Origin of the sequence: Nonomuraea sp. B10E15 (assembly GCF_039871615.1) — a bacterium.
Lineage (GTDB): Bacteria > Actinomycetota > Actinomycetes > Streptosporangiales > Streptosporangiaceae > Nonomuraea.
Genome location: NZ_JBDPMB010000037.1, coordinates 20,891 through 47,489, shown reverse-complemented (window position 1 = coordinate 47,489; position 26,599 = coordinate 20,891). Strand labels below are relative to the sequence as shown.

Here is a 26,599-nt window from a genome sequence, read left to right as displayed (position 1 = left end):
CATGGCCGACCAGCCGACGACGGCTGAGCCTGTCCGCGCCAGGTTCAGCCCCCGGAAAAAACAGCAGATCAGCCGCGGCGTCCAGTACGCCATCCTGGTCGTGGCGCTCGTCGCCGTGGCGCTGTACGCCGACTGGGGCAGCCTCGCCGAGAACTTCGCCAAGGTTCAGGTGGCCGAGCAGGCGCTGCCAGACCTCTTCACCATCGCGCTGCGCAACACGATCATCTACGCCGTCGGAGGGTTCGTCTTCGCGTTCGTGCTGGGCCTGGTGCTCGCGCTCATGCGCCTCTCCCAGGTCAAGCCCTACCGGTGGATCGCGATCCTCTACATCGAGATCTTCCGCGGCCTGCCCGCGCTGCTGATCTTCCTGATGATCACCTTCCTGCCGCTGGCGCTGCCCGGGTTCGAGGTGCCGTTCGGCACCTACGGCCAGGGCATCCTCGGGCTCGGCCTGGTCGGCGCCGCCTACCAGGCGGAGGTGTTCCGCGCCGGGCTGCAGGCCGTGCCCAAGGGCCAGACCGAGGCCGCCAGGTCGCTCGGCATGTCGGCGACCAGGGCACAGGTCACGGTGGTGATCCCCCAGGCCGTGCGCATGGTCATCCCGCCGACGACCAACCAGTTCGTCTCCCTGCTCAAGGACTCGTCGCTGGTGTTGTTCCTGGGCGTCTCCGGCGAATATGTCGAGCTGGCCAAGTTCGGCAACGACCTGGCCTCCCAGTACGCCAACGCCACGCCCATCATGGTGGCGGGCGTGACGTACCTGATCGTCACGATCCCGCTGGGATACCTCGCGTCCCGGCTGGAGGGACGTAAGGGGAGGAACCGATGACGCACGCCATCGAGCTCAAGGACCTGCACAAATACTTCGGCAAGAACGAAGTGCTCAAGGGCATCGACATGACGGTCGAGCCCGGGCAGGTGGTCTGCGTGATCGGCCCCTCGGGATCGGGCAAGTCCACCCTGCTGCGCTGCGTCAACCTGCTGGAGCAGCCCACCAAGGGCAAGGTGCTCGTGGAGGGCACCGAGGTCACCGACCCCGACGTCGACATCGACGCCGTACGCCGCCGCATCGGCATGGTCTTCCAGCAGTTCAACCTCTTCCCCCACATGACCGCGCTGCAGAACGTGATGATCGCCCAGCAGCGGGTGCTGAAGCGCGGCAAGCGCGAGGCCGAGGTCGCCGCCAGGGAGAACCTCGACAAGGTCGGCGTCGGCGAGAAGTGCGACTCGCTGCCCGGCCAGCTCTCGGGCGGGCAGCAGCAGCGGGTGGCCATCGCGAGGGCGCTGGCCATGGACCCCAGCCTGATGTTGTTCGACGAGCCGACCTCGGCGCTCGACCCCGAGCTGGTCGGCGACGTGCTGACCGTCATGCGCAAGCTGGCCGAGGAGGGGATGACCATGCTCGTGGTCACCCACGAGATGGGCTTCGCCCGCGAGGTGGCCGACCGGGTGGTGTTCATGGACGGCGGCGTGGTCGTCGAGGACGGCCCTCCGTCCCAGGTCATCGGCGACCCGCGGCACGAGCGCACCAAGGCGTTCCTGCACCGGGTGCTGCACCCCGAGGGATAGCCGCGGCCGGCGGGGCGTCTCCCCGAGCCGCCCCGCCGCACCGGCGGCCATGGTGTAATGAACCAGAATGGACCTGACCTCTTACGCCGAGTGGGCTGTCCGGCTGGCCGACGATCCCGCCCCGCCGCCCGACCTCGCTCGCCTGCGCGACGAGCTGGCCGCCGTGTTCGACGCGGCCGGCGACGACCGGCGGGTGGTCGCGCTGCTCAACACCCTGCTCGTGCACTATCCCGTACGCCCTCAGCTCTCCGACCACGACGGCCGGCCCTGGCATCTCCACCTGGCCGACGACTACGCCGCCTGCGCCGTGATGGGCCTGGCCGCGGTCGTGGCCGAGCTGGGCGTCGACCGGCTCGGCCGGTGCCTCGACCCGCGCTGCGGCAAGGCGTTCCTCGACACCTCGTCCAACCGCTCGCGCCGCTACTGCTCGGCCCGCTGCGCCAGCCGCGCGAACGTGGCCGCCTTCCGCGCCCGCCGCAAGAACGCCTCCTGACTCACCGCACCGGCGAGCGTGCCCGGCGCACCAGTGGCCAGTAGCGCAGCACCACCCGGCCGACGATGTCGTGGACGGGGCCGAAGTCCCAGCTGTCGCGCCGGCCGCCGGCCCGCTGGTTGTCGCTCTCCAGCCACCACCCGTCCGCCCCGTGCCACCGCGCCCGTTTCACGATGAGGCGTTCGGGGTCGCCGGGGAGCCTGGCCACCACGAGGTCCCCCGGGCGCACGGTCGCGCCGCGCCGGACGAGAAGCCAGTCTCCCGGCGCCAGCGCCGGACGCATCGAATCGCCTTCGACACGCACTCTCATGGGCTGCGACCCCCTACTCCACGGGCACTGGGACCCGAGTAAGGTCGGTTGTGGACCAAGCTGATTCAGCATCAAGGAAGGACTTTCCGATGCTCGCACGACTGCTACGACCCAAGCATGTCGCATCCGCACACTGCGACCTGCCCTGCGGGGTCTACGACCCCGCTCAGGCCCGCATCGAGGCCGAGTCGGTCAAGGCGATCATGGAGAAGTACGCGGCCAACGAGGACCCGGTCTTCCGGGCCCGCGCGGTGACCATCAAGGAGGAGCGCGCCGAGCTGGTCAAGCACCACCTCTGGGTGCTCTGGACCGACTACTTCAAGCCGCCGCACCTCGAGCAGTACCCGCAGCTTCACCAGCTGTTCTGGGACGCGACAAAGCTCGCGGGCGCCGCCGGCGCCAAGGGCACGGTCGACGTCGGCAAGGCCGAGGATCTGCTGGGCAAGATCGACGAGATCTCGAAGATCTTCTGGGAGACCAAGGCCGCCTAAAACGGCACCTAAGGCTCTGCGCGGTCAGCGGCCGCGCAGAGCCTTTTCCATTGATGGCGAGTCTGAAGCGTCCAAGCACCGCTCAGGGACGGTAAGTTGCAGTTGGCGTCGGATACGGTGGGTCGCGGTCAGCGGCCCGCCACGTGGCGGTTCCCACGTACGCGAGGAGGAACGTGACCGAGGAAACCGAGACCCGCGCGGAGGGCGTGGCCGGCATTCGCGACGTGGTGAGCATCAGGCTCCCCGCCGCCAGTGCCTACTTGTCCGTGCTGCGCACGGCCACCGCCGGGCTCGCGGCGCGGCTCGACTTCACGCTGGACGAGATCGAGGATCTGCGGATCGCGGTCGACGAGGCGTGCGCCATGCTGCTGAGCGAGGCGGTGCCCGGCACCGACCTGACCGCCGAGTTCGAGCTGACCGGCCAGGAGATGCAGGTCAGGGTCGAGGTGGCGACCGTCGGCAGCTCCGCTCCCAAGCGTGACGACTTCGCCTGGATGGTGCTGACGGCCCTGGCCGATGACGTGGACGCCGTGGCACCTTCCCAGGGCTTCCCCGATCGCATGGCGATCGTCCTGCGTAAGCGCCGAGGCGCGGCCCAGAGAACGGCGGGGCCGGCGTGACGGAAAGGACTGGAGCCATGGCCACCAGCGAACACGCCGTGCCCGACAGGGTCCGTGCCCGCAGGCTCTTCGCCGAGCTGGCCGAGCTGGGTCCTGAGGAGCCGCGCCGCCAGCGCATCAGGGATGAGCTGGTCGAGCTCCACCTTCCTCTGGTGGAATACCTGGCGCGCCGCTTCCGCAACAGGGGCGAGTGGCTCGACGACCTCACCCAGGTCGCCACCATCGGCCTGATCAAGTCGATCGACCGGTTCGACCTCAACCGGGGCGTCGAGTTCTCCACCTACGCGACGCCCACGATCGTCGGCGAGATCAAGCGGCACTTCCGCGACAAGGGCTGGGCGGTGCGCGTGCCGCGCCGCCTGCAGGAGCTGAAGCTCTCGCTCACCAAGGCCATCAGCGATCTGTCGCAGCGCGAGGGCCGGGCGCCGACGGTGTCCGAGCTGGCCTCCTACCTGAAGATGACCGAGGAGGAGGTGCTCGAGGGCCTCGAGTCGGCCAACGCCTACTCGACCGTGTCGCTCGACGCCCCCGACTCCGGCGACGACGACGCTCCCGCGGTGTCCGACTCCCTCGGCATCGTCGACGAGTCGCTGGAGGGCGTCGAATATCGCGAGTCGCTCAAACCACTGCTGGAGCGGCTGCCGCCGCGGGAAAAACGTATCCTGCTGCTGCGCTTCTTCGGCAACATGACGCAGTCGCAGATCGCGACCGAGCTGGGCATCTCGCAGATGCACGTCTCGCGCCTGCTCGCCCGCACGCTGGCCCAGCTGCGCGAGGGCCTGACCGCCGACGACTAACCGTCTCCGTAGAGAGCGTGGGTGGTGGGGGGCGCCAGCAGGGTCACGAGCCCTGTCACGGCGACCACGATCAGCGGGATGCCGAGCTGCGGCTGGTCCGACTGGATGAGCGTGACGGCGATGACCAGCATGAAGATCTGCGTCAGCACGGCCGGTGACCTCCCCCACCGCTCCATCCTGAACAGACCGCCCAGGGCCACCCAGAGCAGCCCGGCGGCCACCAGCAGCGCGAACCCCGACTCCGCCAGGGCCGTCGTCACGTTGGCCGGCGCTCCCGTCAGCGTCTGCACCGCGACGAGCACGCCGAGCCCCAGTGCGACGAGCCCTTCCAGGGCGACGACGGCGGCGGCGATGAGAAGGGTAAGCGGGCGACCGTTCACGTCCGTACCCTACCGCCAGGGCCGTACGGTCCGAGAAATAGGACGTTAGGCCCACAAAGCGGACGAGCTTAACCGGCTACGCTGGCGATATGCGCGCCATGCTGCTGGTCAACCCCAAGGCCACCACCACCAACGCTCGCACGCGTGACGTGCTGATCCGCGCGCTCGGCGCGGCCGTCGACCTCGCTGTCGAGGAGACCCGCTACCGCGGTCACGCGGCTTCGCTGGCGTCCACGGCACGGGCCAAGGGCTACGACCTGGTGGCGGTGCTCGGAGGCGACGGCACGATCAACGAGACCGTCAACGGCCTGCTGAACCCGGTGGACGGCGAGCCGGCGGCGGACGACCCCAGCACCGGCCGCCCCGGCCTGATCGTCATCCCCGGCGGCAGCGCGAACGTCTTCGCCCGTGCCCTGGGGCTGCCGAACGATCCGGTCGAGTCGACGGGCGCGGTGCTGGAGGCGCTCAGGGAGGGGCGGCGCAGGACCGTGGGGCTCGGGCAGGCCCTCTGGGAGGGGCAGAGCCGCTACTTCACCTTCTGCTCGGGCATGGGATACGACGCGGAGGTTGTGCGGGCCGTGGAGGGCCTGAGAGGCGCCGGGAGGAAGGCTACCCCCACGCGGTATGTGAACACGGCTCTGCGGCACTATCTGGCCACGGACAAGCGGCATCCCGCGATGACGCTGACCGGCCCCGGCATCCCTGCCACCGAGGGAGTGTTCATGGCGATCATCTCCAACACCTCGCCGTGGACGTACGTCGGCACGCGACCCGTGACGCCCACCCCGTGGGCCTCCTTCGAGACCGGGCTCGATCTGCTCGGGCTGCGGCGCATGAGCCCGATCGCGCTCGCGCCGGTGATCCGGCATATCCTCACGGAGAGTGACGTCCTACCGTCGGGCCGGCACCTCGTCCAGCTGCACGACGAGCCCGAGTTCACGCTCACCGCGGGCCGCCCGGTGGCCTTCGAGCTGGACGGCGACTACCTGGGCGAACGCGAAACCGTGACGTTCCGGTCCACGCCGAACGCATTACAGGTTCTGGTCTAGTTGGTTACATTCGGTCATTGTGTGACGCATCCGACATCCATAACAGCCAAAACTTCGCGTCAACCCTCTTGCGTGCACTGAAAGTGACTGAAAGGCTCAACACTGACGTCGGAACGTAGGACCTTTCGCAACCCAGAGGCCCTCCAGGCGTCAAGCGGGCGGCCCCCGGTCCTCAACAGGATCCCGGGTGATCGTTCGCGCGAGTTAGTGAAACTCTTCACAAAGTAGTAGCCGCACGGAGCCGACCTAGAGGCTCCATCTACTAAGGAGTGACGCATGGACTGGCGCCACCGAGCTGCCTGCCGTGACGTGGACCCCGAGCTCTTCTTCCCGATCGGCAACACCGGCCCCGCCCTCCTGCAGATCGAGGAGGCCAAGCAGGTCTGCCGGTCCTGCCCCGCCGTCGAGGCCTGCCTGAAGTGGGCGCTGGAGTCCGGACAGGACGCCGGCGTCTGGGGCGGACTGAGCGAGGACGAGCGCCGCGCCCTCAAGCGCCGCTCCGCCCGCGCCCGCGCCCGGCTCTCCGCCTGACCCGATCACACCCCCCCTGCTCCGGTGCGTCCGCACAGGATGTGCCCGCCGGCAGCTCGGACGCGGATTCGCCCGGGTCAGCTCGGCGGGAGCGGGATCGACATCACCACCTCCGTGCCGCCTTCCAGCCGTGGCTGGATCGACAGCCGGCCCGACAGCTCCCCCACCACGAGCGTGCGTACGATCTGCAGCCCCAGGCTGGTGGAGCTGTCGAGGTCGAAACCGCTGGGCAGCCCGCCCCCGTCGTCCCAGACCGTGAGATTGAGCCGGTCGTGCTCCGGCTCCACCACCACCTCCAGCCGCTTGGGCCTCCCGTGTTGCAACGCGTTCTGCAACAGCTCGGTCAGCGCCATGGCCAGCGGCGTGGCGATGAGCGACGGCAGCACGCCGAAACCTCCGACGCGCCGCGGTGTCACGGCCGCCTCCGCCGCCGACACCTCACCCGCCATCGCGATCACCCGGTCGGCGATCTCGTCGAAGTCGACGAACTCCTCCGGCGCATGAGAAAGCGTCTCGTGCACGATCGCGATCGACCCGACCCTGCGTACCGCCTCCTCGAGCGCCTCCCTGCCCTCCGGCACCTGCAGCCGCCTGGCCTGCAGCCGGAGCAGGGCGGCGACGGTCTGCAGGTTGTTCTTCACCCGGTGGTGGATCTCGCGGATCGTGGCGTCCTTGGTCATCAGCTCGCGCTCGCGCCGGCGCAGCTCCGTGACGTCCCTGATGAGCACCAGCGCGCCGATGCGGCCGCCGCCCACGATCAGCGGGATGGCCCTGAGCTGCACGATCGTGCCGCCGGACTCGACCTCGGTGCCCTTCGCCGCCCGCCCGCTGGCCACGATCATGAGGTCTTCGTTGATGGGCTCGTCGGAGTAGCACAACTGCGCGGTGACCCGCCCCAGCTCCGCCCCCACCAGATCGGCGTGCAGGCCCAGCCGCCGGTAGGCGGACAGGGCGTTGGGCGAGGCGTACGTGACGCGCCCCGCCCGGTCGAGCCGGAGCAGGCCGTCGCCCACGCGCGGCGAGCGGACCAGGATCGGCTCGTCGCCGGAGAACGGGAACCGGCCCTCCGCCACCATCTGCGCCAGGTCGGAGGCGCTCTGGAGGTAGGTCAGCTCCAGCCGGGAGGGCGTGCGGGCGGAGGAGAGGTTGGTGGAGCGCTGGATCACCGCGAGGAAGCGGGCCTCGCCGCCCTCGACGGCGCGCCGCACGGGGATCGTCTCCTCCCTGACGGGCACGCCGGTGGACCAGTCGGGATCTCCCTCGCGGCAGATGCGGCGTTCGTTCCAGGCGGTGTCGATGAGGTAGCGCTCGCCCTTGGCCGCCACGGTGCCGACGATGTCGTCGTGGTAGACGGTCGGGCCGGTCGTCGGCCGCATCTGGGCGATCGCGATCCAGCCGTTCTCCCCCAGCAGCGGCGCCCACAGGACGAGGTCGGCGAAGGACAGGTCGGCCAGCAACTGCCAGTCGGAGACCAGCGAGTGCAGCCAGTCGAGATCCGCCTCGTCCAGCGCTGTGTGGCGGGCTACGAGGTCGCTCAGTGTCGGCACGAGTGCATCATGCGTGCTTTCCCCCGCAACAGCCAAACCGGCCGTCGGGCGGCGGGCCCGCTGAGGTGGGCATTTGACCGCATAGCCGGTACTCGGGCACAACCCCGTACGAGTGCGGGCGTACCGCGCCATCCTCGTACAGTGCTGACACCGTGCCCCCTGGTGACCGTTTCGTGAAATCTCACATGGTGAGAAGCATCACACCGCCGCCACCGCTCAGCTGCAGGAAAAGGGCTGCGCGCCACCAGCCGGAGGTGATCCGCACGGGCGGGTGGTTCCTCCGCGACACGGCTGGTGGACCGGCCTCGGTTGCGATCGCGCACATCGCTGTGGATATCCTTCACCATCAACCTGAGCAGCCCGGATCCGTGCGTGCCAGCTGTCGTACGCGCTCGGCGCCGGTCGGCGGCTCCGGCCCGCGGTTGACCGCTCGGGCCGAAGTGAGTTCCGATGATCTCGCGGTGACCAGACACGCCCTCACCGCCGTGGCAGAAGTGAAGGTGAGAGCGTGACTGACGACAGCCCCCGCGTTCCGAAGTACTACGACGTGAAACGGAGCCTGCTCGAGCTCACCAAGAGCCTCTCGCCGGGCACGGCGCTGCCGCCCGAGCGCACGCTCGCCGTACGCTTCGAGACCTCCCGCACCACGGTCCGGCAGGCGCTGACCGAGCTGGTGGTGGAGGGCAGGCTGCTGCGCATCCAGGGCAAGGGCACGTTCGTGGCCCAGCCGAAGGTGGCCCAGGTGCTCCAGCTCACCTCCTACATCGGCGACCTGCGCACGGCCGGTCTGGAGCCGGACACCAAGATCCTGGAGATCGGCTACATCACCGCCGACGAGGCCCTGGCCCGGCGCCTGGCCATCAACCCCGGCGGGCGCGTGCTGCGCATCCACCGCCTCAGGCTGGCCAACGGCGAGCCGGTCTCCATCGACACGACCCACCTGTCCGCCCGCCGCTTCCCCCGGCTGCGGCGCGAGCTGGAGGTGCACGCGTCGCTGTACGAGACCCTGCACAACGCCTACAACGTGCGGCTCACCGACGCCGAGGAGATCATCGAGACGGTGCTGGCCACCCCCTACGACGCCAAGGCCCTGGGCGTCGACGTCGGCCTGCCGATGCTGCTGCTCACGCGCCACGCCTTCGACGCCGACGGCAACCCCGTCGAGTGGGCCCAGTCGCTCTATCGCGGCGACCGGTACAAGTTCGTCACGCGCCTGCGCCGTCCGTGAAGAACCTCATGCGTTACGGCAGGCCACCCTGCCCGGACCCGCCGACGCCGGCTCGCCTCCGTCGAGCGCCGGTCGTGAAGGCTCACGGGGCACTCGCCGTGACGAGCGCGCCGCGGGCCGTGTTCTTCGCTGACTCCTAGGCTGACGTCCATGAGCATTCTCGTCGTCACCGGCACCGGCGCCGGGGTGGGCAAGACCGTGGTGACGGCGGCCGTGGCCGTGTTGTCGCTGGCGCGCGGGGCGGCGACCGCCGTGGTCAAGCCCGCCCAGACCGGCGTGGCCCCCGGTGAGCCGGGCGACGTCGACCACGTGATCCGGCTGTCCGGGGTGGCCACCACCTTCGAGCTGCGCCGGTTCACCGACCCGCTCTCCCCCGCCGCCGCGGCGAGGGCGGCGGGCATGCCGCCCGTGTCGCTGGCCGGGGCCGCCACGCTGGTGCGGGAGCTGGGTGAGAGCAACCGGCTGGTGGTCGTGGAGGGCACCGGAGGGCTGCTGGAGCGCTTCGACGAGGACGGCGCCACCGTCGCCGACCTCGCGCGCTCCCTCAACGCGCAGGTGCTCGTCGTGGCCGGGGCCGGGGGCGCCGCGGTCAACCACACCGCGCTCACCCTGGAGGCGCTGGCCCACCGCGGGCTCGACCTGGCCGGCCTGGTCATCGGCCGGTGGCCGCGGCGGCCGGGGACCGCCGCGCGCAGCGGCGTGGCCGACCTCGAGATGCTGGCCGCGCGGCCACTGGCCGGGGCGCTGCCCGACGGCGCGGGCGACCTGGACAGGCAGGCGTTCGCCGAGGTGGCGCGCAAAGGGCTGGGCGCCACGCTGGGCGGCACGTTCGACCCCGCGGCCTTCCGGCGGCGGGTCCTCTGACAAGGGTGGGGCTAGCCCCACCACGCACCAGCACACCAGGCCCATTTCGCGGCTTCCCCGCCGGTCAATACCGTTGGGGCATGACAGTCCCCCGTCCGTGGTCGGCACGGGCCTGGCTCGACACGGCTCACGTCATGACCGGCCTGCCGGTCGCCGTGCTGCTCGGCGGGCTGACCGTCCTGCTGGCCGTGGTCCCTCGCCTGCTGTGGCAGGCCCTGCCGTGGTTCACCCGGGTGCAGTGCTCCCGGTTCGCGGCGTTCCAGGGGGTGCGCATCCCGCCCACACCGCCCCTGGCGGGATGGCGGAGCCCCACAGCGTGGCGGCAGATCGCCTACCACCTGCTGTCGCCGTTCGTGGGCGCCGCCGCGGCGTTCCTGGTGGCCGTGGTGTGGGGCGGATCGTTCGTGGGGCTGCTGTCGTTCCTGCCGCCGCGGCTGGTGCCCGCGCCCATGGTGTTCGAGTTCAACCTGCGCGACGGGCGCGTGCTGGGGATCTTCATGGGGGTGGGGCTCGCGCTGCTCGTCCTCGCTCCCTTCCTGGCACGCGGCATGGCGGCGCTCGACCTGGTGGTGGCGCGTACGCTTCTCGGGCCCAGCCGCTCGGAGCTGGGGCAGCGGATCGAGACGCTGACCGAGAGCCGGGCCGGCGTCATCGACGCGGCCGACGCCGAACGCCGCAGGATCGAGCGTGACCTGCACGACGGCGCGCAGCAGCGGCTCGTCTCGCTCGCCATGAACCTCGGCCTGGCCAGGGCCACCCTGACCGACCTGCCCGAGCCGGCCCGCCAGGCGATCGAGCAGGCTCACGAGGAGGCCAAGCAGGCGCTCAAGGAGCTGCGCGACTTCGTCAGGGGCCTGCACCCTGCCGTGCTCAACGACCAGGGCCTGGACGCGGCGCTGTCCGGAGTCGCCGCCCGAGCGCCCGTGCCGGTCAAACTCCGGGTCGACATCGAGCGGCGTACGAGTCCGACCATCGAGGCGGTGGCATTCTTCATCGTGTCCGAAGCACTGACCAACATCGCCAAACACGCCTCGGCCACCAAGGCCGAGGTGAACGTGCGGCGTGAGCGCGACCGCCTGCACGTGGAGGTCTACGATGACGGTTGCGGCGGCGCCACGCTGGACGGAGGCACCGGGCTGCGCGGCCTGGCCCAGCGGATCGACGCGGTCGACGGCTCGCTCCGGTTGTCCAGCCCGCTGGGCGGCCCGACGACGATCGAGGTGGAACTGCCGTGCGAGTAGTGCTGGCCGAAGACTCCGTGCTGCTGCGGGAGGGCCTGATCCGGCTCCTCGACGCCTCCGGCATGGACGTGGTGGCGGCCGTGGACGAGGCCGAGGGGCTGCTGCGGGCGGCCGAGGAACACCGGCCCGAGCTGGTCATCACCGACGTCAGGATGCCGCCCACGCACACCGACGAGGGGCTGCGGGCCGCACTCCTGCTGCGCCGCCAGCAGCCGGGCCTCGCGGTCCTCGTGCTCTCCCAGTACGTCGAGGAGCGCTACGCCGCCCAGCTGCTGGCCTCGGCCGCGACCGGCGGCGTCGGCTACCTCCTCAAGGACCGGGTGGCCGACGTGGCCGAGTTCATCGACGCGCTGCGCAGGGTGGCCTCCGGCGGCACCGCCCTCGACCCCGAGGTGGTCGCCCAGCTGCTGCTACGTGGCAACAGCGACCCGCTGGAGCGCCTGACGCCGCGCGAGCACGAGGTGCTGCAGTTGATGGCGGAAGGCCGGTCGAACGCGGGCATCGGCCAGGCGCTGGTGCTCAGTGAAGGGGCGGTCGGCAAGCACATCGGCAACATCTTCACCAAGCTCGACCTGTCACCCGCCGAGGGCGACCACCGGCGAGTGCTCGCCGTGCTGCGCTTCCTCAGGATCAGGAGCCTGCCATGAGAGCGGCCTGGCTGATCGTGGGCGCGCTGACGACCACGGTGGCGCTGCTGGTGTCCACGGCGGGGCTCTGGCACGTGTTCGCCAAGGCCAGGATGCCCGAGGACGTCAAGCTACGGTCCATCCCGTTCACGGAGAGCAGGATCCAGATCAACGCCGCCAGGGGCGACGTGCACGTGTCCATCCTGCCGGGCGACGCCGGCGAGGTGTTCATCCACAGGTCCCTGCGGTGGACGCGTGACCGGCCCGCCGTCACGGAGGACTGGGACGCGCGTACGAGCACCCTGCGGCTCGAGGCGGCCTGCCCCGGCGCCGACCAGCCGGACGGGCCCCTCTGCATGGCCGACTACGTGCTCTTCGTGCCGCCGGAGACCGACATCGAGGCCGGCACGACCGGTGGCCGGCTCAGCGTCGGCGACGTGTACGGCGACGTGCGCCTGACCTCCGTCACCGGCGACGTGCGCGTCGACGACGTCGCCGGCTCCCTCTGGGCCAGGGTCGGCACCGGCAGCGTGCACGCCGACGCGCTCAACTCCGAGGAGACCGATGTGGAGGTCGGGGCGGGAAACGTGAGCCTGTCGTTCGTCAACCCTCCGGCGACCGTGAAGGCCGTCGTCAGGACGTCCGGCGACGTGCAGGTGCACGTGCGCGAGGGCTCGTACGACGTCTCGGTGGTCGCCCGCAACAGCACCCTGAACATCGGCAAGGACCCCAGCTCGCCGCGGAAGATCAGCGCGAGGGCGCCGGACGGCAACGTCACCCTGTGCTGCCGCTGAAGATCACCCGTGTCCGGGCCTTAAGGTCTGTTTACTCTTGTGACTGGTTGGTAAGTTCCCGGCATGGAGTCTGCGAAGCACGCCGGTGACGCCGCCGTCGCCGTGTCCAAGGCCTATGGCGTCGAGACCATGTTCACCCTGTCGGGAGGGCACGTCTTTCCGCTCTACGACGGCGCCGTGCACGAGGAGATGCGCATCCTCGACGTACGCCACGAGCAGAGCGCGGTCTTCGCCGCGGAAGCGACGGCCCGGCTGACCAGGAAGCCCGGGCTGGCCGTGCTGACCGCCGGCCCCGGCATCACCAACGGCGTCAGCGGCGTCGCGACCGCCCACTTCAACGGCTCCCCCGTGGTCGTCATGGGCGGCCGGGCGCCCCAGTCGCGCTGGGGCAGCGGCGCGCTGCAGGAGATGGACCACCCGCCGCTGCTCGACCCGATCACCAAGCTGTCGTTCACGGCGAGCGGCGCCGAGTCGGTCGGCCACGAGGTCGAGATGGCCTTCCGCACGGCGGTCGCCTCCCATCGCGGCCCGGTGTTCCTCGACTTCTACATGGACCACCTGTTCTCTCCGTCGCCGGTGCACGACGTGCAGACGCAGACGCCGTCGCCGCTGGAGCCCGACCCCGGCGACCTGGCCGGCATCGCACGGCTGCTGGCCGAGGCCGAGCGGCCCGTGCTGGTGTACGGGTCCGACGTGTGGATGGAGCGCGCCGAGGAGGCCGCCCGCGACTTCGCCGAGACGTGGCGGCTGCCGGTCATCCCCAACGGCCAGGGCCGCGGCATCCTGCCGTCCGGGCACGAGCTGCTCGTCACCCGGGCGCGCGGGCTCGCCTTCTCCCAGGCCGACCTGGTGATCGTGGTCGGCACCCCGCTCGACTTCCGCCTCGGCTACGGGTGGTTCGGCGGCAAGGACGGCGCGCCGCTGGCCCGCGTGGTCCACATCGCCGACGCGCCGTCGCAACTGGCCACGCACATGCAGCCGGCCGCGTCCTCCGCGGGCGACCTGTCGGTGGTGTTCTGGGGCCTCGGCGCCGCCTGTGGCGACGCGGGCGTCAAACCCGACGCCTACGCCCCCTGGGTGACGAGGTTGTCCGACACGGCCGCCGCGGCCATCGCCGGCGACGCCGAGTTGCTGGCCTCCGACTCCGACCCGATCCACCCCATGCGCATCTACGGCGAGCTGGGCAAGATCCTCGCCGACGACGCCGTGGTCATCGGCGACGGCGGCGACTTCGTCTCCTACGCGGGCAAATACGTCGAGCCCCGGCAGCCGGGCAACTGGCTCGACCCGGGCCCGTACGGCTGTCTCGGCACCGGCCTCGGCTACTCCATCGCCGCCCGCCTGGCCAGGCCGTCCTCACAGGTGGTGCTGCTGCTCGGCGACGGCGCCGCCGGGTTCTCCCTGATGGACGTCGACACCCTCGTACGCCACCGGCTGCCGGTCGTCATGGTCTGCGGCAACAACGGCATCTGGGGCCTGGAGAAGCACCCCATGCAGATGTTGTACGGCTACGACGTGGCGGCCGAGCTGCAACCCCAGTGCCGCTACGACCAGGTCGTGACCGCACTCGGCGGCGGCGGCGAGCTCGTCACCAAGCCGTCCGAGATCGGCCCCGCGCTGCGCAGGGCGTTCGACTCGGGCATCCCCTACATGGTGAACATCGCCACCGACCCGCAGATCGCCTACCCGCGCAACACGACGGGGGTGTGACGCTACTGCTTCGGGCTGGCCGACGGGGTGGGGTTCGGGCTGCCGGTCGTGCAGGGGCTGTCGACGACGACCAGCGTGATCTTCGCCCCTTCGTCCGCCTGGGTGCCGCCCTTGGGGTTCATGGCCTTGACGGTGCCGCAGCGCAGGCCGGCGGTGGTGGTGGTCTGGTCGTCGAGGTCCACCTCGAAGCCCATCGCCAGGAGGATGTCCTGCGCCTCGAGGAACCTCATCCCGACCACCTTGGGCACGCGCTTCTTGCCGGCGGTGGGCGTGGGAGAGCCCGACGGCGTCGTGGTGGGCGTCGGCGTGCGGGTGGGGGTCCTGGTCGGCTTGGGCTCCGGGGTCGTCGGGTCGGGCCTGGGCGGCCTGGTGGTCGGCTTGGGCTCCGGGGTCGTCGGGTCGGGCCTCGGCGGCCTGGTGGTCTTCGTCTCGCGAGGGGGCTGGATGGACGACGTGTCGCCCCGCGGAACAGCGGTCTCGGTGATCTGCGGCTCGCCGGGGGTCATGCCCGTCAGAGCGACCGCGCCGGCCCCCGCGCCGAGCACCACCGCGACCGCGATGCCCGTGATCAGGCCGGTCCTGCGCGGCGCCTTCGCCGCCCGCCGGCTGCCGCCACGGCGCTCGGACACGTTCGTGTCCTGGGATGCCTGCTGGTGCGCACCGGTCTGGTACGCCTCCATCGGCGGAGCGGCCGTGCCCGTCCCGGTGGGGGGCGCGTGAACCGGCTCCGGCACAGGCGAGGGCTGCCCGTTGGCGGCCGCGTGGGCCGCCTCGCTCATGGCTTTGGCCGACGGGTAGCGCCTGGCCGGGTCCTTCGACAGCGCGACCTCGACCAGCGTGCGCACCGCCTGGGGGATCTCGGCGGGGAGCGGCGGCGGGGCCTCGCGGATGTGCTTGAGCGCGATCGTGACCGCGCTGTCACCGTCGAACGGACGCTGCCCCATCAGGCACTCGTACGCGACCACGCCGAGCGCGTAGATGTCGACCGCGGGCGTGACGGGCGCACCCTCGGCCTGCTCGGGGGCGCAGTAGGCGGCCGTGCCCAGCACCATGCCGGCGTCGGTGAGCCGGTTGGCCAGATCGGACCTGGCGATGCCGAAGTCGGTCAGCACGAGCGTGCCGTCGCGCTGCACGAGCAGGTTGCCCGGCTTGACGTCGCGGTGCACGATGCCCTGGTCGTGCACGGCCTGCAACGCCGAGGCGGCCTGGGCGATCAGGTCCATGGCCTGCTGCGGCGCGATCCGGCCCAGCCTGGACAGTAAGCGGTCGAGCGGCTCGCCGTCGACGAACTTCATGACCAGGTAGACGGTGTCGCCGCTGACGCCGTAGTCGTAGACGTCGACCACGCCGCTGTGGTTGATCGTGGCCATCGCCCGCGCCTCCCCCTGGAAGCGAGCGACGAACCCCGGGTCCTCCATACGGCCTGGCAGCAGCACTTTGACGGCGACGGTGCGGGCCAGGACGATATCCTCGCCCCGCCACACCTCGCCCATGCCGCCGGCGCCGATGCGGGTATCCAATCGATACCGCCCCGCCAGCGTCGTCCCTTGTGCCACCATGACGCCCCCGTTACCCCCCTACTTCAGTAACCTCTCCCACCCCGCGAGTCTCCAACAAAGCGAACTTTCATCGCGGTAAGGTAACACAGTGGTCACGGAAGTCAGAGAGTGTACGACTCACCTGTCCCACATGCCACTCAAATGCCTCAAGCCGTACAAACTCTATCCTGCGGCCTCACGACGGGCCTTGTCCGCGTTTCGCGGAACTCAACGGCCGGATCGCTAGGCTGATCCCATGACGCTCGCACCTGGCCTTCGCGCCCAGTCGCTCATCGTGGTCGAGATGGACGACACCGCCAAGAGCGTGGGCAGCGGAGACGTGCCCGTGCTGGCCACGCCCCGGCTGCTCGCGCTGGCCGAGGCGGCGACCGTGCGCGCCGTCGAGCGGCACCTCGCGCCGGGCCAGACGTCCGTCGGCACCCGGGTCGAGCTGGAACACGTGGCCGCCAGCCCGCTCGGCACGCGCGTGCAACTCGGCGTCGAGCTGACGCGGGTCGACGGCCGTCGCCTGACCTTCGCCTTCGAGGCCCACGACGAGCACTCCGTCGTGGGCAAGGGCACGATCGAGCGCGTCCTCGTCGACCGCGCCAGATTCCTGGCCGCGAGCGAACGGCGCACGACGTGAGGGGCGCTAGTCGTCGATGACGGCGATCAGGTCGCCTTCCTGGATCACGTCGCCCTCGGCCACCTTGAGCTGGGCCACCGTGCCGTCGTCCTCGGCGAGCACCGGGATCTCCATCTTCATCGACTCGAGAATGACGAGCGTGTCACCTTCGGAGACGGTGTCGCCCTCGCGGACGACGACCTTCCACACGTTGGCCACCATCTCGGCGCGTACCTCAGCCACCGCGACTCCCCTCTTTCCATGATCCGATAATGTTCACGACCTAGGCGCGCATGCGCGCGACCAGGCCGGTGTCGTAGTCGCCGGCGACGAACTCCGCGTTCTCCAGCAGCTCCGCACAGAATGGCAGATTGTTCTTCGGTCCCTCTACGGTGAACGCCGCCACCGCCTTGCGGCCCTTCTCCAGCGCGTCGGCGCGGCTCTCGCCGCGGACGCAGAGCTTGGCCATCAGCGGGTCGTAGAACGGGGTGACCGTGTTGCCCATCTCATAGCCGGAGTCGACCCGCACGCCGTCGGCGACCGGCTCCTCCCACGCCGAGATCGTGCCAGGACCGGGGAAGAACCGCTTCGGGTCCTCCGCGTAGACGCGGAACTCTATCGCGTGCCCGGTCGGCTCGGCCGGCACCTCGGGGCTCTCGCCCGCCGCGACACGCAGCTGCAGCTCGACCAGGTCGACACCGGTGACCAGCTCGGTGACCGGGTGCTCCACCTGCAGCCTGGTGTTCATCTCCAGGAACACGAAATCCTGCCGGTCGGCGTCGACCAGGCACTCGACGGTGCCCGCACCGGCATAGCCGACGGCCTCGCCGGCCCGCACGGCGGCGGCGAGCATGCGCTCGCGCAACTCCGGCGTGATGCCGGGGGACGGCGACTCCTCGACGACCTTCTGGTGGCGGCGCTGCACCGAGCAGTCGCGCTCGCCCAGCGCCACGACCCGGCCGTCGGGCAGGCCGAAGATCTGCACCTCGACGTGGCGGGCCCGCTCGATATAGCGCTCGAGCAGGACGGCGGGCCCGTCGAGCGCGTCGCCCGCGCTCCCGGCGAACCTCGCCGCCGCCCTGGCCGCCTGGTCGTACGCCTTGCTCAGGCCCTCGTCGTCGTAGGCCACGCTCATGCCGATGCCACCGCCTCCGGCCGCGGTCTTGACCATGACCGGATAGCCGATGGACTCCGCGGCCCGCAGCGCCAGCGACAGGTCGGTGACCGGCTCGCGGGTGCCCGCGGCGACGGGAACGCCCGCGGCCTCCATGAGGTTCCTGGCGTTGATCTTGTCGCCCATCCGGTCGATGGCCTCGGGCGCGGGCCCGATCCACACCATCCCCGCCTCGATCACGGCCCTGGCGAACGCGGCGTTCTCGGCGAGGAACCCGTAGCCCGGGTGCACGGACCGCGCGCCCGTCGCCCGCGCCGCCTCCAGCACCTTGCCGGCGTCGAGGTAGCTCTGCGCGGGGTTGGCCGGGCCGATCAGCACCGCCTCGTCGGCCTCGCGGACGAACGGCAGGTCGGCGTCGGCCTCGGAGTGCACGGCGACGGCACGCAGGCCCATCCGTCTGACCGTGCGGATGATCCGCCGCGCGATCTCACCTCGGTTGGCGACCAGAACGGGTCCGAGCGTCTCAGTAAGCACGCCGACCACCTTATGGCCGTCACAGGCTTGACCCCTTTCCCCCGAAACCACCGAAGCGGCCAGCACGATCTGTAGGAACCCCACAATCAGGAGCGCTCCACGGGCCGGTGGCTGCGTGCGGGCGACAACAGCTTAGACGCGGCCGCGGTCGATCACACGCCCTAGCGCCTCGATCGCGTGGGGGTCGTAGGAGCCGCCAGGGGACTGCCGGACGCGCTCCAGCGCCGCCCCGGCGCGGTCGCGGTCGGTGGAGGGCCCCACCAGGTCGTCGTAGGCGTTGGCGACCTTGATGATGCGGCTCGACAGCGGCGGGTCCTCGGTGATCGGGTCGCACTGCCGTCTGACCACCTCCGCCACGCGGTCGAGCACGCCCGTCTGCCGGATCACCTCGGCGCCCAGCTCGGCGATGCGGCGGGCCTGCTCGGGCTCGGTGAGCACGGTGGCGCCGCCGGGGATGGGATCGCTCAGCGACAGCTGGCCGATGTCGTGCATCAGCGCCGCGTATTCCAGCTCCAGCAGCTCGGGCTCGGCCATGCCCAGCTCTCTGCCGATGGCCACGGCCAGCCGGCTCACCCGGCGCGAATGCCCGGGCTCGACGTAGCCGCCGACCTCCGTCACCCGGGACAGGGCACGCACGGTCTGCAGATAGGTGGCGCGGATGCCGGCGTATTTCCTGAAAGCGACCTGGGTGACCAGCAGCGGGGCGGCGAACACCAGCAGCGCCACCAGGTCCATGCTGTGTGTGGCCAGCGCCAGCAGCACGCCCGACGAGCCCACGGCGGCGCCCAGCGGGAACGCCATGTTGATCTCGTCGCGCACCGCCACCCGGAACGCGGTGCGCACCTGCTCCGCCCTGAGCAGGGCCGCGATCAGCACGTCGATCAGCAAGGTGATCGTGATGAGCGTGGCCATCGCCGCAAGCGCCGGCCACCACGTGCTGGTCGGCGGCTTGGTGAGCTCGTGGAGCGGGTCGGCCAGCGGCCGGAACGCGAACGCCGGCAACGCGCCGATGAGCAGCCGCCTGGCCATCGCGTCGAGCCGCGGCGGGCGGCCGACGGCCAGGTGCGGCAGCGCTCCCGCCGTCATGCCGACCGCGATCACGGCGACCACCTGCAGCGCGGGATGGCGCAGCGGGTTCTGGCTGAGGTCGAGCAGCAACGTGTAGCCGAGCGCCGCGGCGGCCCCGATGGGCGCGACCTCCCTGTTGCCCGGCATGGTGAGCCTGGCCAGCTCGCCGACCGCGATCAGCGCGCCGAACCCGACCGCGACCTCCGGGCGTTCGAGCCCGGCGGCGGCGGTGTAGCCGACCCCCGCCACCGCGACCAGCCCGGCCACGCAGATGAGCAGGAGCTGCCCCGAGTCGAGCCGGCGCAGCACCGTGCCCACGGACCGCTCGGCCCGCCGCCGGGGACGTGCTGTGGTGATCATTGACCGGTCACGACCTCGATGGGCATGGTCGGGTCGTCGTGGTCCTTGATCGGGGACCCGGCGGCCTCGGGGGGCGGCGGGTCGACGCGGCGCGGCGGCTGCCACGGCTCGCGGTCGAGCGCTCTGATGAAGGCCGCGACCATGACCGGGTCGAAATGGCTGCCGGCGCATTTGCGCAGCTCTTCCACGGCCACCGGCACCGGCCTGGCGCCGCGGTAGGAACGGTCGGAGGTCATCGAGTCGAACGCGTCGGCCACCGCGATGACCTTCGCGAACTCGGGGATCTCGTCACCGGCCAGCCCCATCGGGTAGCCGGTGCCGTCGTGGCGCTCGTGGTGGTGCATGATGCCGGCGTAGGCCTCGTCGAGGAACCCGATGCCGCGCACGATCTCCAGCCCGCGCATCGGATGCAGCTGGATCGCGGCGAACTCCTCCTCGGTGAGCGGCCCGTCCTTCTGCAGCACCTTGGTGGGCACGCCGAGTTTGCCCACGTCGTGGAGCATGCCGGCGTAGCGGATCGCCCGCACCCGCTCGACCCCCATGCCGATCTCCTGGGCGATCATCGAGGAGGCGTGCGAGACCCGCGTGCAGTGGCCGCGCGTGTAATAGTCCTTCGTCTCCACCGCCTGGCAGAGCGCGGCGATGGTGGCGTCGTAGGAGCGCTGCTGCGCGTGATACTGGCCGAACGCCCACCGCGCCACGAAGAGCGGCACCAGCACCAGCACCGCCGAGATCGACGCCACGGTGGCCCACAGCCCCGCCACCAGCAGCCCGAACGTGCCGTAGCCCAGATAGGACAGCAGGAACTGGACCATGCCGCGCATCGGCACCTCGGTGGCGCGCGACCCCGTGGCCAGCGCGATCACGGTGAGGGTGAGGACGATGTTGAGCGGCACGAAGACCGCCGTGGCCGCGACGTAGGGGCCGATCAGGTCGTCGAACGCGTTGACCTGAGGCACGCCGACCTGCCCGTCGAGCGCGACGTAGAGCCACCCGGCAGCGAAGCCGCAGATGGCGAACTGGGCACCGTTGAACAGACGTTTGATCAACGGCAGCCCCGGCCGCACGCTCACGATCGCGGTCAGCCCCACCAGCGCCGCCCCCTCGGGACCGAGCAGCACCACGGCGGCCAGCGAGGCCGAGAAGCTCACCGAGACGGCGAACTGCTCCACGTTGAGCAGCGTCGGCATCGACTCGCACACCAGGAACAGCAGCGCGAGCACGAGCAGGATGTCGAGGTCCTCCGGAGCCACGGGGGCGCCGGAGACCACGACGCCGCGAACGATGAGAGCGGCCGCCACCCCGATCACAGCGACCAGATAGGCCCTCGCGGGCCACGGCAGATCACGCATTGCGGCCCCCCACGGCGGTCAGGTCCAGGAAACCCCGGGTGGGATCGCTCCCTCGAACACGCCCCCGAACACCATGACCATCGGAGCGGCCAGCACGGCGGCCATGAACAGCCGGGCGACCATAGCCTTCAACATACGCATGCCTCCACGGTCGACTTGTGGAGTTTCACGCTACAGAAGAGGGCGTGGTCGCACCGCCCGAGTGTGAAATAGCAAGCAAAGCGTAATCAAGCCACTACGAGACGCGATGTGCGGCGGCCCACTCCACGGTCTTCTTCACGCCGGTCGACAGGTCGGTGCGCGGCTGCCAGCCGAGCCCGTCGTGGGCCGGCACCGGGTCGACCGCCATCGCCGGCAGGTCGCCCACGCGCGGCTGCGCGAACCCCGGCTTGTCCTGGGCGCCCGCCGCGTCGGCGATGAGCGAGTGCAGCCGGCGGTCGCTGGTCTGGATGCCGGTGCCGAGGTTGAACCTGCGGCCGTTGCCCTCCGCCCCGCACGCCCTGACGAAGCCGTCGACCACGTCGTCGACGTAGATGTAGTCGCGGGTCTGGGTGCCGTCGCCGTAGAGGACCGTGGGCGTGCCCGACAGCAGGGCGTCGGTGAAGATGGCGACCACGCCGGCCTCGCCCTCGGGCGACTGGCGCGGACCGTAGACGTTGGAGAGCACCAGCGTGGTGTATTCGAGACCGTAGAGGGCCCGGAACGTGGCGAGGTAGGTCTCGCCGCTCAGCTTGGACGCGGCGTAAGGGGAACGCGGGTCGGTCGGCGCGTCGCCGGGCACCGGGATCGCCGACGGCCTGCCGTAGACCGCCACCGACGAGGCGAACACCACCTTGCGGGTGCGGCCCTCGTGGGCCGCGGCCAGCACGGACGCCGTGCCCGCGACGTTGACGCCCGCGTCGTGCACCGGGTCGGCGACGCTCTTGCGAACGCTGATCTGCGCGGCGAGGTGGCAGATGACCTCGGGTTGCAGGTCGGCGACCAGGGCGATCAGCGCGGGATCGCGCACGTCGATCTGGTGCAGCCGGAAGCGGTCGCTCCCGCTCGCCTGCGCCAGGTTGTCCCGGCGCCCTGAGGACAGGTCGTCGACGACGTCGACCTCGTGCCCGTCGCCCAGCAGACGATCGACGAGATTCGAACCGATGAACCCGGCACCCCCGGTGACCAACGCGCGCATGCGGTCGATCCTAGTCGGCCAGCTCCGACCTCACTTGCGCGATGCGGGCCAGGACCTTGGATCGCAGGTCTGCCGGGACCGGATCGCAGCCGCAGTGTTTGTGCACAAGCGCCTTGACCGCTTTGTCCAGATCATATTCCTGCAGGCACGGGCTGCACTCGTCGAGATGCACGCGGATGTCGGCGACGTCGCTCTCGGTCAGCTCGCCGTCGAGATAGGCGTAAACCTTGTCGAGCACCTCGCGACAGTCGGTGTCATGCGGGTTGCCACAGCTCATTTCGATCCCTCCGCCGGGACCAGGCCACGCTCGCGAGCATAGTCCTCAAGGAGGCCCCGCAACTGCCTGCGTCCCCTGTGCAGCCTCGACATCACGGTGCCGATCGGAGTGCCCATGATGTCGGCGATCTCCTTGTAGGGGAAGCCCTCGACATCAGCCAGGTAGACGGCGATCCTGAACTCCTCGGGCAGGGCCGCCAGCGCCTCCTTGATGTCGCCGTCGGGCAGGTGCTCGAGCGCCTCGACCTCGGCCGACTTCAGCCCGCTCGACGTGTGCGACTCGGCCCGCGCGAGCTGCCAGTCCTCGATCTCCTCGGCGCCCGACTGCTTCGGCTCGCGCTGCTTCTTGCGGTAACTGTTGATGAAGGTGTTGGTCAGGATCCGGTAGAGCCACGCCTTGAGGTTGGTGCCCTGCTGGAACTGGTGGAACGACGCGAACGCCTTGGCGAAGGTCTCCTGCAGCAGGTCCTCCGCGTCCGCGGGATTTCGGGTCATCCGGAGCGCCGCGGAGTAGAGCTGCTCGAGATACGGCATGACATCGCGCTCGAATCGCTCGCTCCGCTGCTCCAGCGTCTCCGCGCCTGTCGCGGGCACCGGACCCACCCCCCTAAGATCACCGGTGGCCGATCGTGGCGGAACACCGTACTCAGGGGAGGATACCCGCTGGCCCGTGACCTCCTGGTCAGCGGGTTGGGGGCTGAGCAATGTGAGCATGCTCGTCGCAACACACCCGCGCCCTCGTCTGTTCCCGCAAGATAGAAGGTACGAAGGACCCGGTGCGGGGAACGTCATAACGTACCGGCTGGTAGCCCTTTTTCCGTAACCCAGGAGTCGCGTGTGCTGCCCATTCCGGCCGAGGAACTGAACGGCTCAGGGACGCTCGGGCCGTACTGGACCTTCTATCGCGCCGTCGCCGCCGAGCAACTGAACCGATGGCTTCCCAGCCAGCCCTCCGTGATCCTCGACCTGTCCGGCGGCCGCGGCCGGTGGTCCGGCCAGGCGGCCAGGGCCGGGCACCGGGTGATCGAGGTGCTCGACTTCCGCCGCACGGTCGACGCGCAGTCCCGATTGCGCGACGCCGACCGCGTCCGCCACGTGCGCGCAGACGATCTGTCGTTCCTGCCCGACGAGAGCGTGGACGCCGTCCTCGCAGAAGAGCGCGCGATGTCGGTCGAGCTGATGGCCGAGTCGGCGATGAGCGACGTGGCCAGGGTGTTGCGCCCCGGCGGCCGGGCGCTGGTGTGCGTCGACTCGCTCGTGCTGGGCATGGCGATCCTGGCCGAGCAGGGCCAGTGGCAGCACCTGCGCCAGACCGGCGAGGTCATGCTCGTGCCGTGGCCCGACGGCAGCATCACGCGCTGCTTCAGCAGCGGGCAGCTGCGCGAGTTGCTGGCGGGCACCGGGCTGGAGGTGGAGTGGATGCGGCCGCGCACGGTGTTGTCGCCGTCCACGGTCGACCACGTGCTCTCGTCCGACGCGCGCGCCCTGTCCTATCTGGTGCGTACGGAGCTCGAGGCCCATCCCGACGACGACGACACCGTCGGCATCCACCTGGTGGCCAGCGCCCGCAAGCGCTGAGCGCCTGCCGGCGGCCCGGCGCGGTCAGCGGCGGCGCTCCCGCTTCCCCTGGCACTGCACGCACCGCGCGGCCTCCGGGCGGGCCTCCAGCCGGCCCTCCGGCACGGGCTTGCCGCAGTCGACGCACCTGCCGTAGACGCCTTCGTCGATGCGCCCGATCGCCTCCACCACCGCGCGGCGCTGCGCGGTGGCCACGGTCAGCATGGCCTGCGCGCGGTCGGCGTCGGTCAGGTCGGAGCCCGCGTCGGCCGCGGAGTATTCCCGCACCGCGACGGGGTCGCCTCTGAGGACCCCGATCGAGCGGTCCAGTTCGGCGAGCATGTCCTTCAGCCGCTCACGAGCGGTCGTGACGTCCACGAATCCGCACCTCCGGGTGAATGAGGGAAGCCTGCGGCCAGGACTCCCCGGATGTCCCCGCCGGCGCGATCAATGGGGGCCTATGTGGCGGTGACACCGAGTGAACGGTTGCATCGCTTTCCTCACCGAATGCCCACTTACCGCGCTTCTTACACCTTTAGAACAGCGCGGACTCCCCCGCCTCGGGGAGCGGTTCGATGAGGTGGGGGCCGTTGTTCCTGACGTTGTTCACGTCCGTGGCGACCGCGTACGCCGTGAGCCGCCCCGACTCGGCGGGCACCAGCAACTCGGAGGCCCGCCCGGTGTCGGTGAGTTCGGGGTCGAGCCATTCGGCCCAGCGGTCGCGCTCGATCATCATGGGCATCCTGTCGTGGATGCGGCCGAGGTGGTCTTCGGCGTCGGTCGTGATGACGGTGCAGCTGACGAGCCACTGGAGCGGGTCGTCGTCGGCGCGCGACGGATCCTTCCAGAACTCGTACAGGCCGGCCATGGCCAGCACCCCGCCGTCCGCGGGATGGATGAAGTACGGCTGTTTCTTCTTCCCCTGCTTTTGGCCGCGCCCGCTTCGGCCCTCGCTCTCTCCGTCCGGGCTCGTGCGGTCCGGCTCGACCGGCATCCACTCGAAATAGCCGTCGGCCGGGAGCAGGCATCTGCGCTTGGCGAACGCCCGGCGGTAGGACGGCTTCTCCGCCAGCGTCTCGGCCCTGGCGTTGATCAGCCGCGAGCCGATCGACGGGTCCTTCGCCCAGGCGGGGACCAGGCCCCACTTGAGGATCCTCAGCTGGCGGACCGCCCGCTCGGCCTCGTGGGGCACGCGGCTCAGGACGGCGTAGACGTTCTTGGTCGGCGCCACGTTGTAGTCGGGGCCGAGCTCCTTGTCGGGGTCGCCGTCCTGCTCGATCTGGAACTCCTCGAGCAGCTCGTGCTTCTTGCGCGCCGAGGCATATCTACCGCACATGACACCACACTGCCATGTCCTTCCCCCACTCGCGTGTCCGCCCGGCGGCGGCGCGCGGACTTCGACCGCGTAGCGCCACTCCCAGTACTCTTTGACCATGCCCGCTCCGCTCTGGCCCGCACCGACGGCGACGACCCCCGTCAGCGCCACCGTCTCGCTGCCCGGCTCCAAGTCGGTGACCAACCGCGCGCTCCTGCTCGCCGCGCTCGCCGACGGCCCCGGCGTCGTGCGTGGTGCGCTGCGCAGCCGCGACGCGGACCTGATGGCGGCCGCGCTGCGGGCGCTCGGCACCACGCTGGTGGCCGGAGGTGAGAGCGCCGCGGGGGTCGACTGGCACGTGACGCCGGGCCCGGTCCGCGGCGGCGTGAGCATCGACGCCGGCCTGGCGGGCACGGTCATGCGGTTCGTCCCACCGATGGCCGCGCTGGCCGACGGCCCGGTCCACTTCGACGGCGACCCGCACGCGCGCAAGCGCCCGATGGGGCCCATCCTCGACGCGCTGCGCTCGCTGGACGCGCGGGTCGACAACGACGCACTGCCGTTCACGATCATCGGGCCCGTCACGGGCGGCGAGGTGACGCTGGACGCGTCGGGCTCCTCCCAGTTCGTCTCGGGGTTGCTGCTGGCGGCCGCGCGCTTCGAGAAGGGCGTCACGATCCGCCACGTGGGCCCGCCCGTGCCCTCGCAGCCGCACATCGAGATGACGGTGCAGATGCTCAGGGCGGCCGGCGTCACGGTCGACGACGGCGAGCGCCACGTGTGGCGCGTCGAGCCGGGCCCGATCGCGGCGAGAGACGTCACGGTCGAGCCCGACCTGTCCAACGCGGCCCCGTTCCTGGCCGCCGCACTGGTCACGGGCGGCACGGTCACCATCCCGGCATGGCCCGCCGAGACCACCCAGCCCGGCGACGCCCTGCGCGGTCTGCTCACCTCCATGGGCGCCACGGTCACCCGCACGGCCGACCTGGTCGTCACGGGCACGGGCGAGATCACCGGCATCGACGCGGACCTGCACGAGGTCGGCGAGCTGACCCCGACGATCGCCGCGCTGGCCGCGCTCGCGCGCACCCCGAGCCGCATCCGGGGTGTGAGCCACCTGCGCGGCCACGAGACCGACCGCCTGGCCGCGCTGGCCACCGAGATCAACCGCCTCGGCGGCGACGCCGAGGAGACGGACGACGGCCTGGTCATCCGACCCCGCCCGCTGCGCGGCGGCACCTTCCACAGCTACGACGACCACCGCATGGCCACCGCTGGAGCGGTGATCGGGCTCGCGGTCCCGGGAGTGCGGGTGGAGAACATCGCGACGACCGCCAAGACCCTGCCGGAGTTCGTCCAGATGTGGGCGGCGATGCTGGACTCCCGATGACGACGGCCTTCCGGCCGCTGCCCGCCGCTGGTTTCATGGGGGA

At 70.7% G+C, this 26,599-nt stretch carries 31 protein-coding genes; 17 read left to right on the top strand and 14 right to left on the bottom strand.

All coding sequences use genetic code 11. The features are described 5' to 3' along the window. Window position 1: 1 nt before the first annotated feature. The 3 genes from ABGB14_RS47565 to ABGB14_RS47555 all read left to right on the top strand — a co-directional run bounded on the left by ABGB14_RS47565 (window position 2) and on the right by ABGB14_RS47555 (window position 2,062). Complete coding sequence (locus ABGB14_RS47565) at window positions 2–829, top strand: amino acid ABC transporter permease (protein WP_347650492.1); 828 nt, start codon at window positions 2–4, stop codon at window positions 827–829. Beyond that, window positions 826–1,569 carry an amino acid ABC transporter ATP-binding protein gene (locus ABGB14_RS47560; protein ID WP_347650491.1) on the top strand — a complete coding sequence of 248 codons (744 nt, stop codon included), beginning with the start codon at window positions 826–828 and terminating at the stop codon, window positions 1,567–1,569. The genes ABGB14_RS47565 and ABGB14_RS47560 overlap by 4 nt, the downstream gene beginning before the upstream one ends. A 67-nt stretch (window positions 1,570–1,636) precedes the next feature. Then, window positions 1,637–2,062 (top strand): CGNR zinc finger domain-containing protein, encoded by a 426-nt coding sequence (locus ABGB14_RS47555; RefSeq protein ID WP_347650490.1) that lies wholly within the window; start codon window positions 1,637–1,639, stop codon window positions 2,060–2,062. Window position 2,063: 1 nt separating this feature from the next. On the opposite strand, the gene ABGB14_RS47550 is transcribed toward ABGB14_RS47555, so the two are convergent. After that, window positions 2,064–2,444 (bottom strand): S24 family peptidase, encoded by a 381-nt coding sequence (locus ABGB14_RS47550; protein ID WP_347650489.1) that lies wholly within the window; start codon window positions 2,442–2,444, stop codon window positions 2,064–2,066. Window positions 2,445–2,461: 17 nt separating this feature from the next. On the opposite strand from ABGB14_RS47550, the gene sodN reads away from it, so the two are divergent. The 3 genes from sodN to ABGB14_RS47535 all read left to right on the top strand — a co-directional run bounded on the left by sodN (window position 2,462) and on the right by ABGB14_RS47535 (window position 4,280). Continuing rightward, window positions 2,462–2,863: a superoxide dismutase, Ni gene (sodN, locus tag ABGB14_RS47545; protein WP_132331356.1), complete on the top strand. Its 402-nt coding sequence runs from the start codon at window positions 2,462–2,464 to the stop codon at window positions 2,861–2,863. Between the two features lie 173 nt (window positions 2,864–3,036). Beyond that, window positions 3,037–3,483: an anti-sigma factor gene (locus ABGB14_RS47540; protein ID WP_132510121.1), complete on the top strand. Its 447-nt coding sequence runs from the start codon at window positions 3,037–3,039 to the stop codon at window positions 3,481–3,483. Between the two features lie 17 nt (window positions 3,484–3,500). Next, window positions 3,501–4,280, top strand: coding sequence for an RNA polymerase sigma factor SigF (locus tag ABGB14_RS47535; protein ID WP_171055307.1), 780 nt, complete (start codon window positions 3,501–3,503; stop codon window positions 4,278–4,280). Here the strand turns inward: ABGB14_RS47535 and ABGB14_RS47530 are convergent. After that, on the bottom strand, window positions 4,277–4,660 hold the full coding sequence (locus ABGB14_RS47530; protein WP_347650488.1) for a hypothetical protein: 384 nt from the start codon (window positions 4,658–4,660) through the stop codon (window positions 4,277–4,279). The genes ABGB14_RS47535 and ABGB14_RS47530 overlap by 4 nt on opposite strands. A gap of 89 nt (window positions 4,661–4,749) precedes the next feature. Here ABGB14_RS47530 and ABGB14_RS47525 point away from each other — a divergent pair, with 89 nt between their 5' ends. Next, window positions 4,750–5,709 carry a diacylglycerol kinase family protein gene (locus tag ABGB14_RS47525; protein ID WP_347650487.1) on the top strand — a complete coding sequence of 320 codons (960 nt, stop codon included), beginning with the start codon at window positions 4,750–4,752 and terminating at the stop codon, window positions 5,707–5,709. Window positions 5,710–5,985: 276 nt separating this feature from the next. Beyond that, a complete protein-coding gene (locus ABGB14_RS47520) occupies window positions 5,986–6,240 on the top strand; it encodes a WhiB family transcriptional regulator (protein WP_347624499.1) in 255 nt (84 codons plus the stop codon). Window positions 6,241–6,317: 77 nt separating this feature from the next. On the opposite strand, the gene ABGB14_RS47515 is transcribed toward ABGB14_RS47520, so the two are convergent. Next, on the bottom strand, window positions 6,318–7,787 hold the full coding sequence (locus tag ABGB14_RS47515; protein ID WP_347650486.1) for a histidine kinase N-terminal domain-containing protein: 1,470 nt from the start codon (window positions 7,785–7,787) through the stop codon (window positions 6,318–6,320). Between the two features lie 508 nt (window positions 7,788–8,295). On the opposite strand from ABGB14_RS47515, the gene ABGB14_RS47510 reads away from it, so the two are divergent. The 6 genes from ABGB14_RS47510 (at window position 8,296) to ABGB14_RS47485 (ending at window position 14,250) form a co-directional block, all read left to right on the top strand. Next, on the top strand, window positions 8,296–9,015 hold the full coding sequence (locus ABGB14_RS47510) for a GntR family transcriptional regulator (RefSeq protein WP_347624501.1): 720 nt from the start codon (window positions 8,296–8,298) through the stop codon (window positions 9,013–9,015). Window positions 9,016–9,165: 150 nt separating this feature from the next. Then, the gene (gene bioD / locus ABGB14_RS47505; RefSeq protein ID WP_347650485.1) at window positions 9,166–9,879 is read left to right on the top strand and encodes a dethiobiotin synthase; all 714 of its coding nucleotides are present in this window, start codon (window positions 9,166–9,168) and stop codon (window positions 9,877–9,879) included. Window positions 9,880–9,959: 80 nt separating this feature from the next. Then, a complete protein-coding gene (locus ABGB14_RS47500) occupies window positions 9,960–11,120 on the top strand; it encodes a histidine kinase (RefSeq protein WP_347650484.1) in 1,161 nt (386 codons plus the stop codon). After that, on the top strand, window positions 11,111–11,767 hold the full coding sequence (locus ABGB14_RS47495; protein WP_347624504.1) for a response regulator transcription factor: 657 nt from the start codon (window positions 11,111–11,113) through the stop codon (window positions 11,765–11,767). Before ABGB14_RS47500 ends, ABGB14_RS47495 begins: the two co-directional genes overlap by 10 nt. After that, entirely contained in the window at window positions 11,764–12,540 is a 777-nt protein-coding gene (locus ABGB14_RS47490; RefSeq protein WP_347650483.1) for a hypothetical protein, read from the top strand. Before ABGB14_RS47495 ends, ABGB14_RS47490 begins: the two co-directional genes overlap by 4 nt. Before the next feature lie 63 nt (window positions 12,541–12,603). Further along, window positions 12,604–14,250, top strand: a complete 1,647-nt coding sequence (locus tag ABGB14_RS47485) for an acetolactate synthase (RefSeq protein WP_347650482.1) — start codon at window positions 12,604–12,606, stop codon at window positions 14,248–14,250. A gap of 2 nt (window positions 14,251–14,252) precedes the next feature. Here ABGB14_RS47485 and ABGB14_RS47480 read toward each other — a convergent pair whose 3' ends face one another. Beyond that, complete coding sequence (locus ABGB14_RS47480; protein WP_347650481.1) at window positions 14,253–15,770, bottom strand: serine/threonine protein kinase; 1,518 nt, start codon at window positions 15,768–15,770, stop codon at window positions 14,253–14,255. A 274-nt stretch (window positions 15,771–16,044) separates the two neighbouring features. Between ABGB14_RS47480 and ABGB14_RS47475 the strand changes: the two genes are divergently transcribed. Next, window positions 16,045–16,434 (top strand): hotdog domain-containing protein, encoded by a 390-nt coding sequence (locus ABGB14_RS47475; RefSeq protein WP_347624508.1) that lies wholly within the window; start codon window positions 16,045–16,047, stop codon window positions 16,432–16,434. 6 nt (window positions 16,435–16,440) lie between these two features. Here the strand turns inward: ABGB14_RS47475 and ABGB14_RS47470 are convergent, their stop codons facing one another. The 8 genes from ABGB14_RS47470 to ABGB14_RS47435 form a co-directional block, all read right to left on the bottom strand. Beyond that, the gene (locus tag ABGB14_RS47470; RefSeq protein WP_132336371.1) at window positions 16,441–16,656 is read right to left on the bottom strand and encodes a biotin/lipoyl-binding carrier protein; all 216 of its coding nucleotides are present in this window, start codon (window positions 16,654–16,656) and stop codon (window positions 16,441–16,443) included. A 40-nt stretch (window positions 16,657–16,696) separates the two neighbouring features. Then, window positions 16,697–18,061 (bottom strand): biotin carboxylase N-terminal domain-containing protein, encoded by a 1,365-nt coding sequence (locus ABGB14_RS47465; protein WP_347650480.1) that lies wholly within the window; start codon window positions 18,059–18,061, stop codon window positions 16,697–16,699. A 132-nt stretch (window positions 18,062–18,193) separates the two neighbouring features. Next, window positions 18,194–19,489, bottom strand: coding sequence for an HD domain-containing phosphohydrolase (locus tag ABGB14_RS47460; protein ID WP_347650479.1), 1,296 nt, complete (start codon window positions 19,487–19,489; stop codon window positions 18,194–18,196). Further along, window positions 19,486–20,841: an HD-GYP domain-containing protein gene (locus ABGB14_RS47455; protein ID WP_347650478.1), complete on the bottom strand. Its 1,356-nt coding sequence runs from the start codon at window positions 20,839–20,841 to the stop codon at window positions 19,486–19,488. The genes ABGB14_RS47460 and ABGB14_RS47455 overlap by 4 nt, the downstream gene beginning before the upstream one ends. An 18-nt stretch (window positions 20,842–20,859) precedes the next feature. After that, window positions 20,860–20,982 (bottom strand): hypothetical protein, encoded by a 123-nt coding sequence (locus ABGB14_RS47450; protein ID WP_347650477.1) that lies wholly within the window; start codon window positions 20,980–20,982, stop codon window positions 20,860–20,862. A 94-nt stretch (window positions 20,983–21,076) separates the two neighbouring features. Further along, a complete protein-coding gene (locus ABGB14_RS47445; protein ID WP_347650476.1) occupies window positions 21,077–22,018 on the bottom strand; it encodes an NAD-dependent epimerase/dehydratase family protein in 942 nt (313 codons plus the stop codon). Between the two features lie 10 nt (window positions 22,019–22,028). Continuing rightward, window positions 22,029–22,295, bottom strand: coding sequence for a mycothiol system anti-sigma-R factor (gene rsrA / locus ABGB14_RS47440; RefSeq protein WP_132594015.1), 267 nt, complete (start codon window positions 22,293–22,295; stop codon window positions 22,029–22,031). Continuing rightward, the gene (locus tag ABGB14_RS47435) at window positions 22,292–22,897 is read right to left on the bottom strand and encodes a sigma-70 family RNA polymerase sigma factor (protein WP_132630305.1); all 606 of its coding nucleotides are present in this window, start codon (window positions 22,895–22,897) and stop codon (window positions 22,292–22,294) included. Before ABGB14_RS47435 ends, rsrA begins: the two co-directional genes overlap by 4 nt. Before the next feature lie 234 nt (window positions 22,898–23,131). Here ABGB14_RS47435 and ABGB14_RS47430 point away from each other — a divergent pair, with 234 nt between their 5' ends. Next, window positions 23,132–23,872 carry a methyltransferase domain-containing protein gene (locus ABGB14_RS47430; RefSeq protein ID WP_132336385.1) on the top strand — a complete coding sequence of 247 codons (741 nt, stop codon included), beginning with the start codon at window positions 23,132–23,134 and terminating at the stop codon, window positions 23,870–23,872. Window positions 23,873–23,896: 24 nt separating this feature from the next. Here the strand turns inward: ABGB14_RS47430 and ABGB14_RS47425 are convergent, their stop codons facing one another. Beyond that, complete coding sequence (locus ABGB14_RS47425) at window positions 23,897–24,229, bottom strand: TraR/DksA C4-type zinc finger protein (protein ID WP_347650475.1); 333 nt, start codon at window positions 24,227–24,229, stop codon at window positions 23,897–23,899. 157 nt (window positions 24,230–24,386) lie between these two features. After that, complete coding sequence (locus ABGB14_RS47420; protein ID WP_347650474.1) at window positions 24,387–25,187, bottom strand: SOS response-associated peptidase; 801 nt, start codon at window positions 25,185–25,187, stop codon at window positions 24,387–24,389. A gap of 97 nt (window positions 25,188–25,284) precedes the next feature. Between ABGB14_RS47420 and aroA the strand changes: the two genes are divergently transcribed. Continuing rightward, window positions 25,285–26,556, top strand: coding sequence for a 3-phosphoshikimate 1-carboxyvinyltransferase (gene aroA, locus ABGB14_RS47415; protein ID WP_347650473.1), 1,272 nt, complete (start codon window positions 25,285–25,287; stop codon window positions 26,554–26,556). Window positions 26,557–26,599 lie beyond the last annotated feature (43 nt).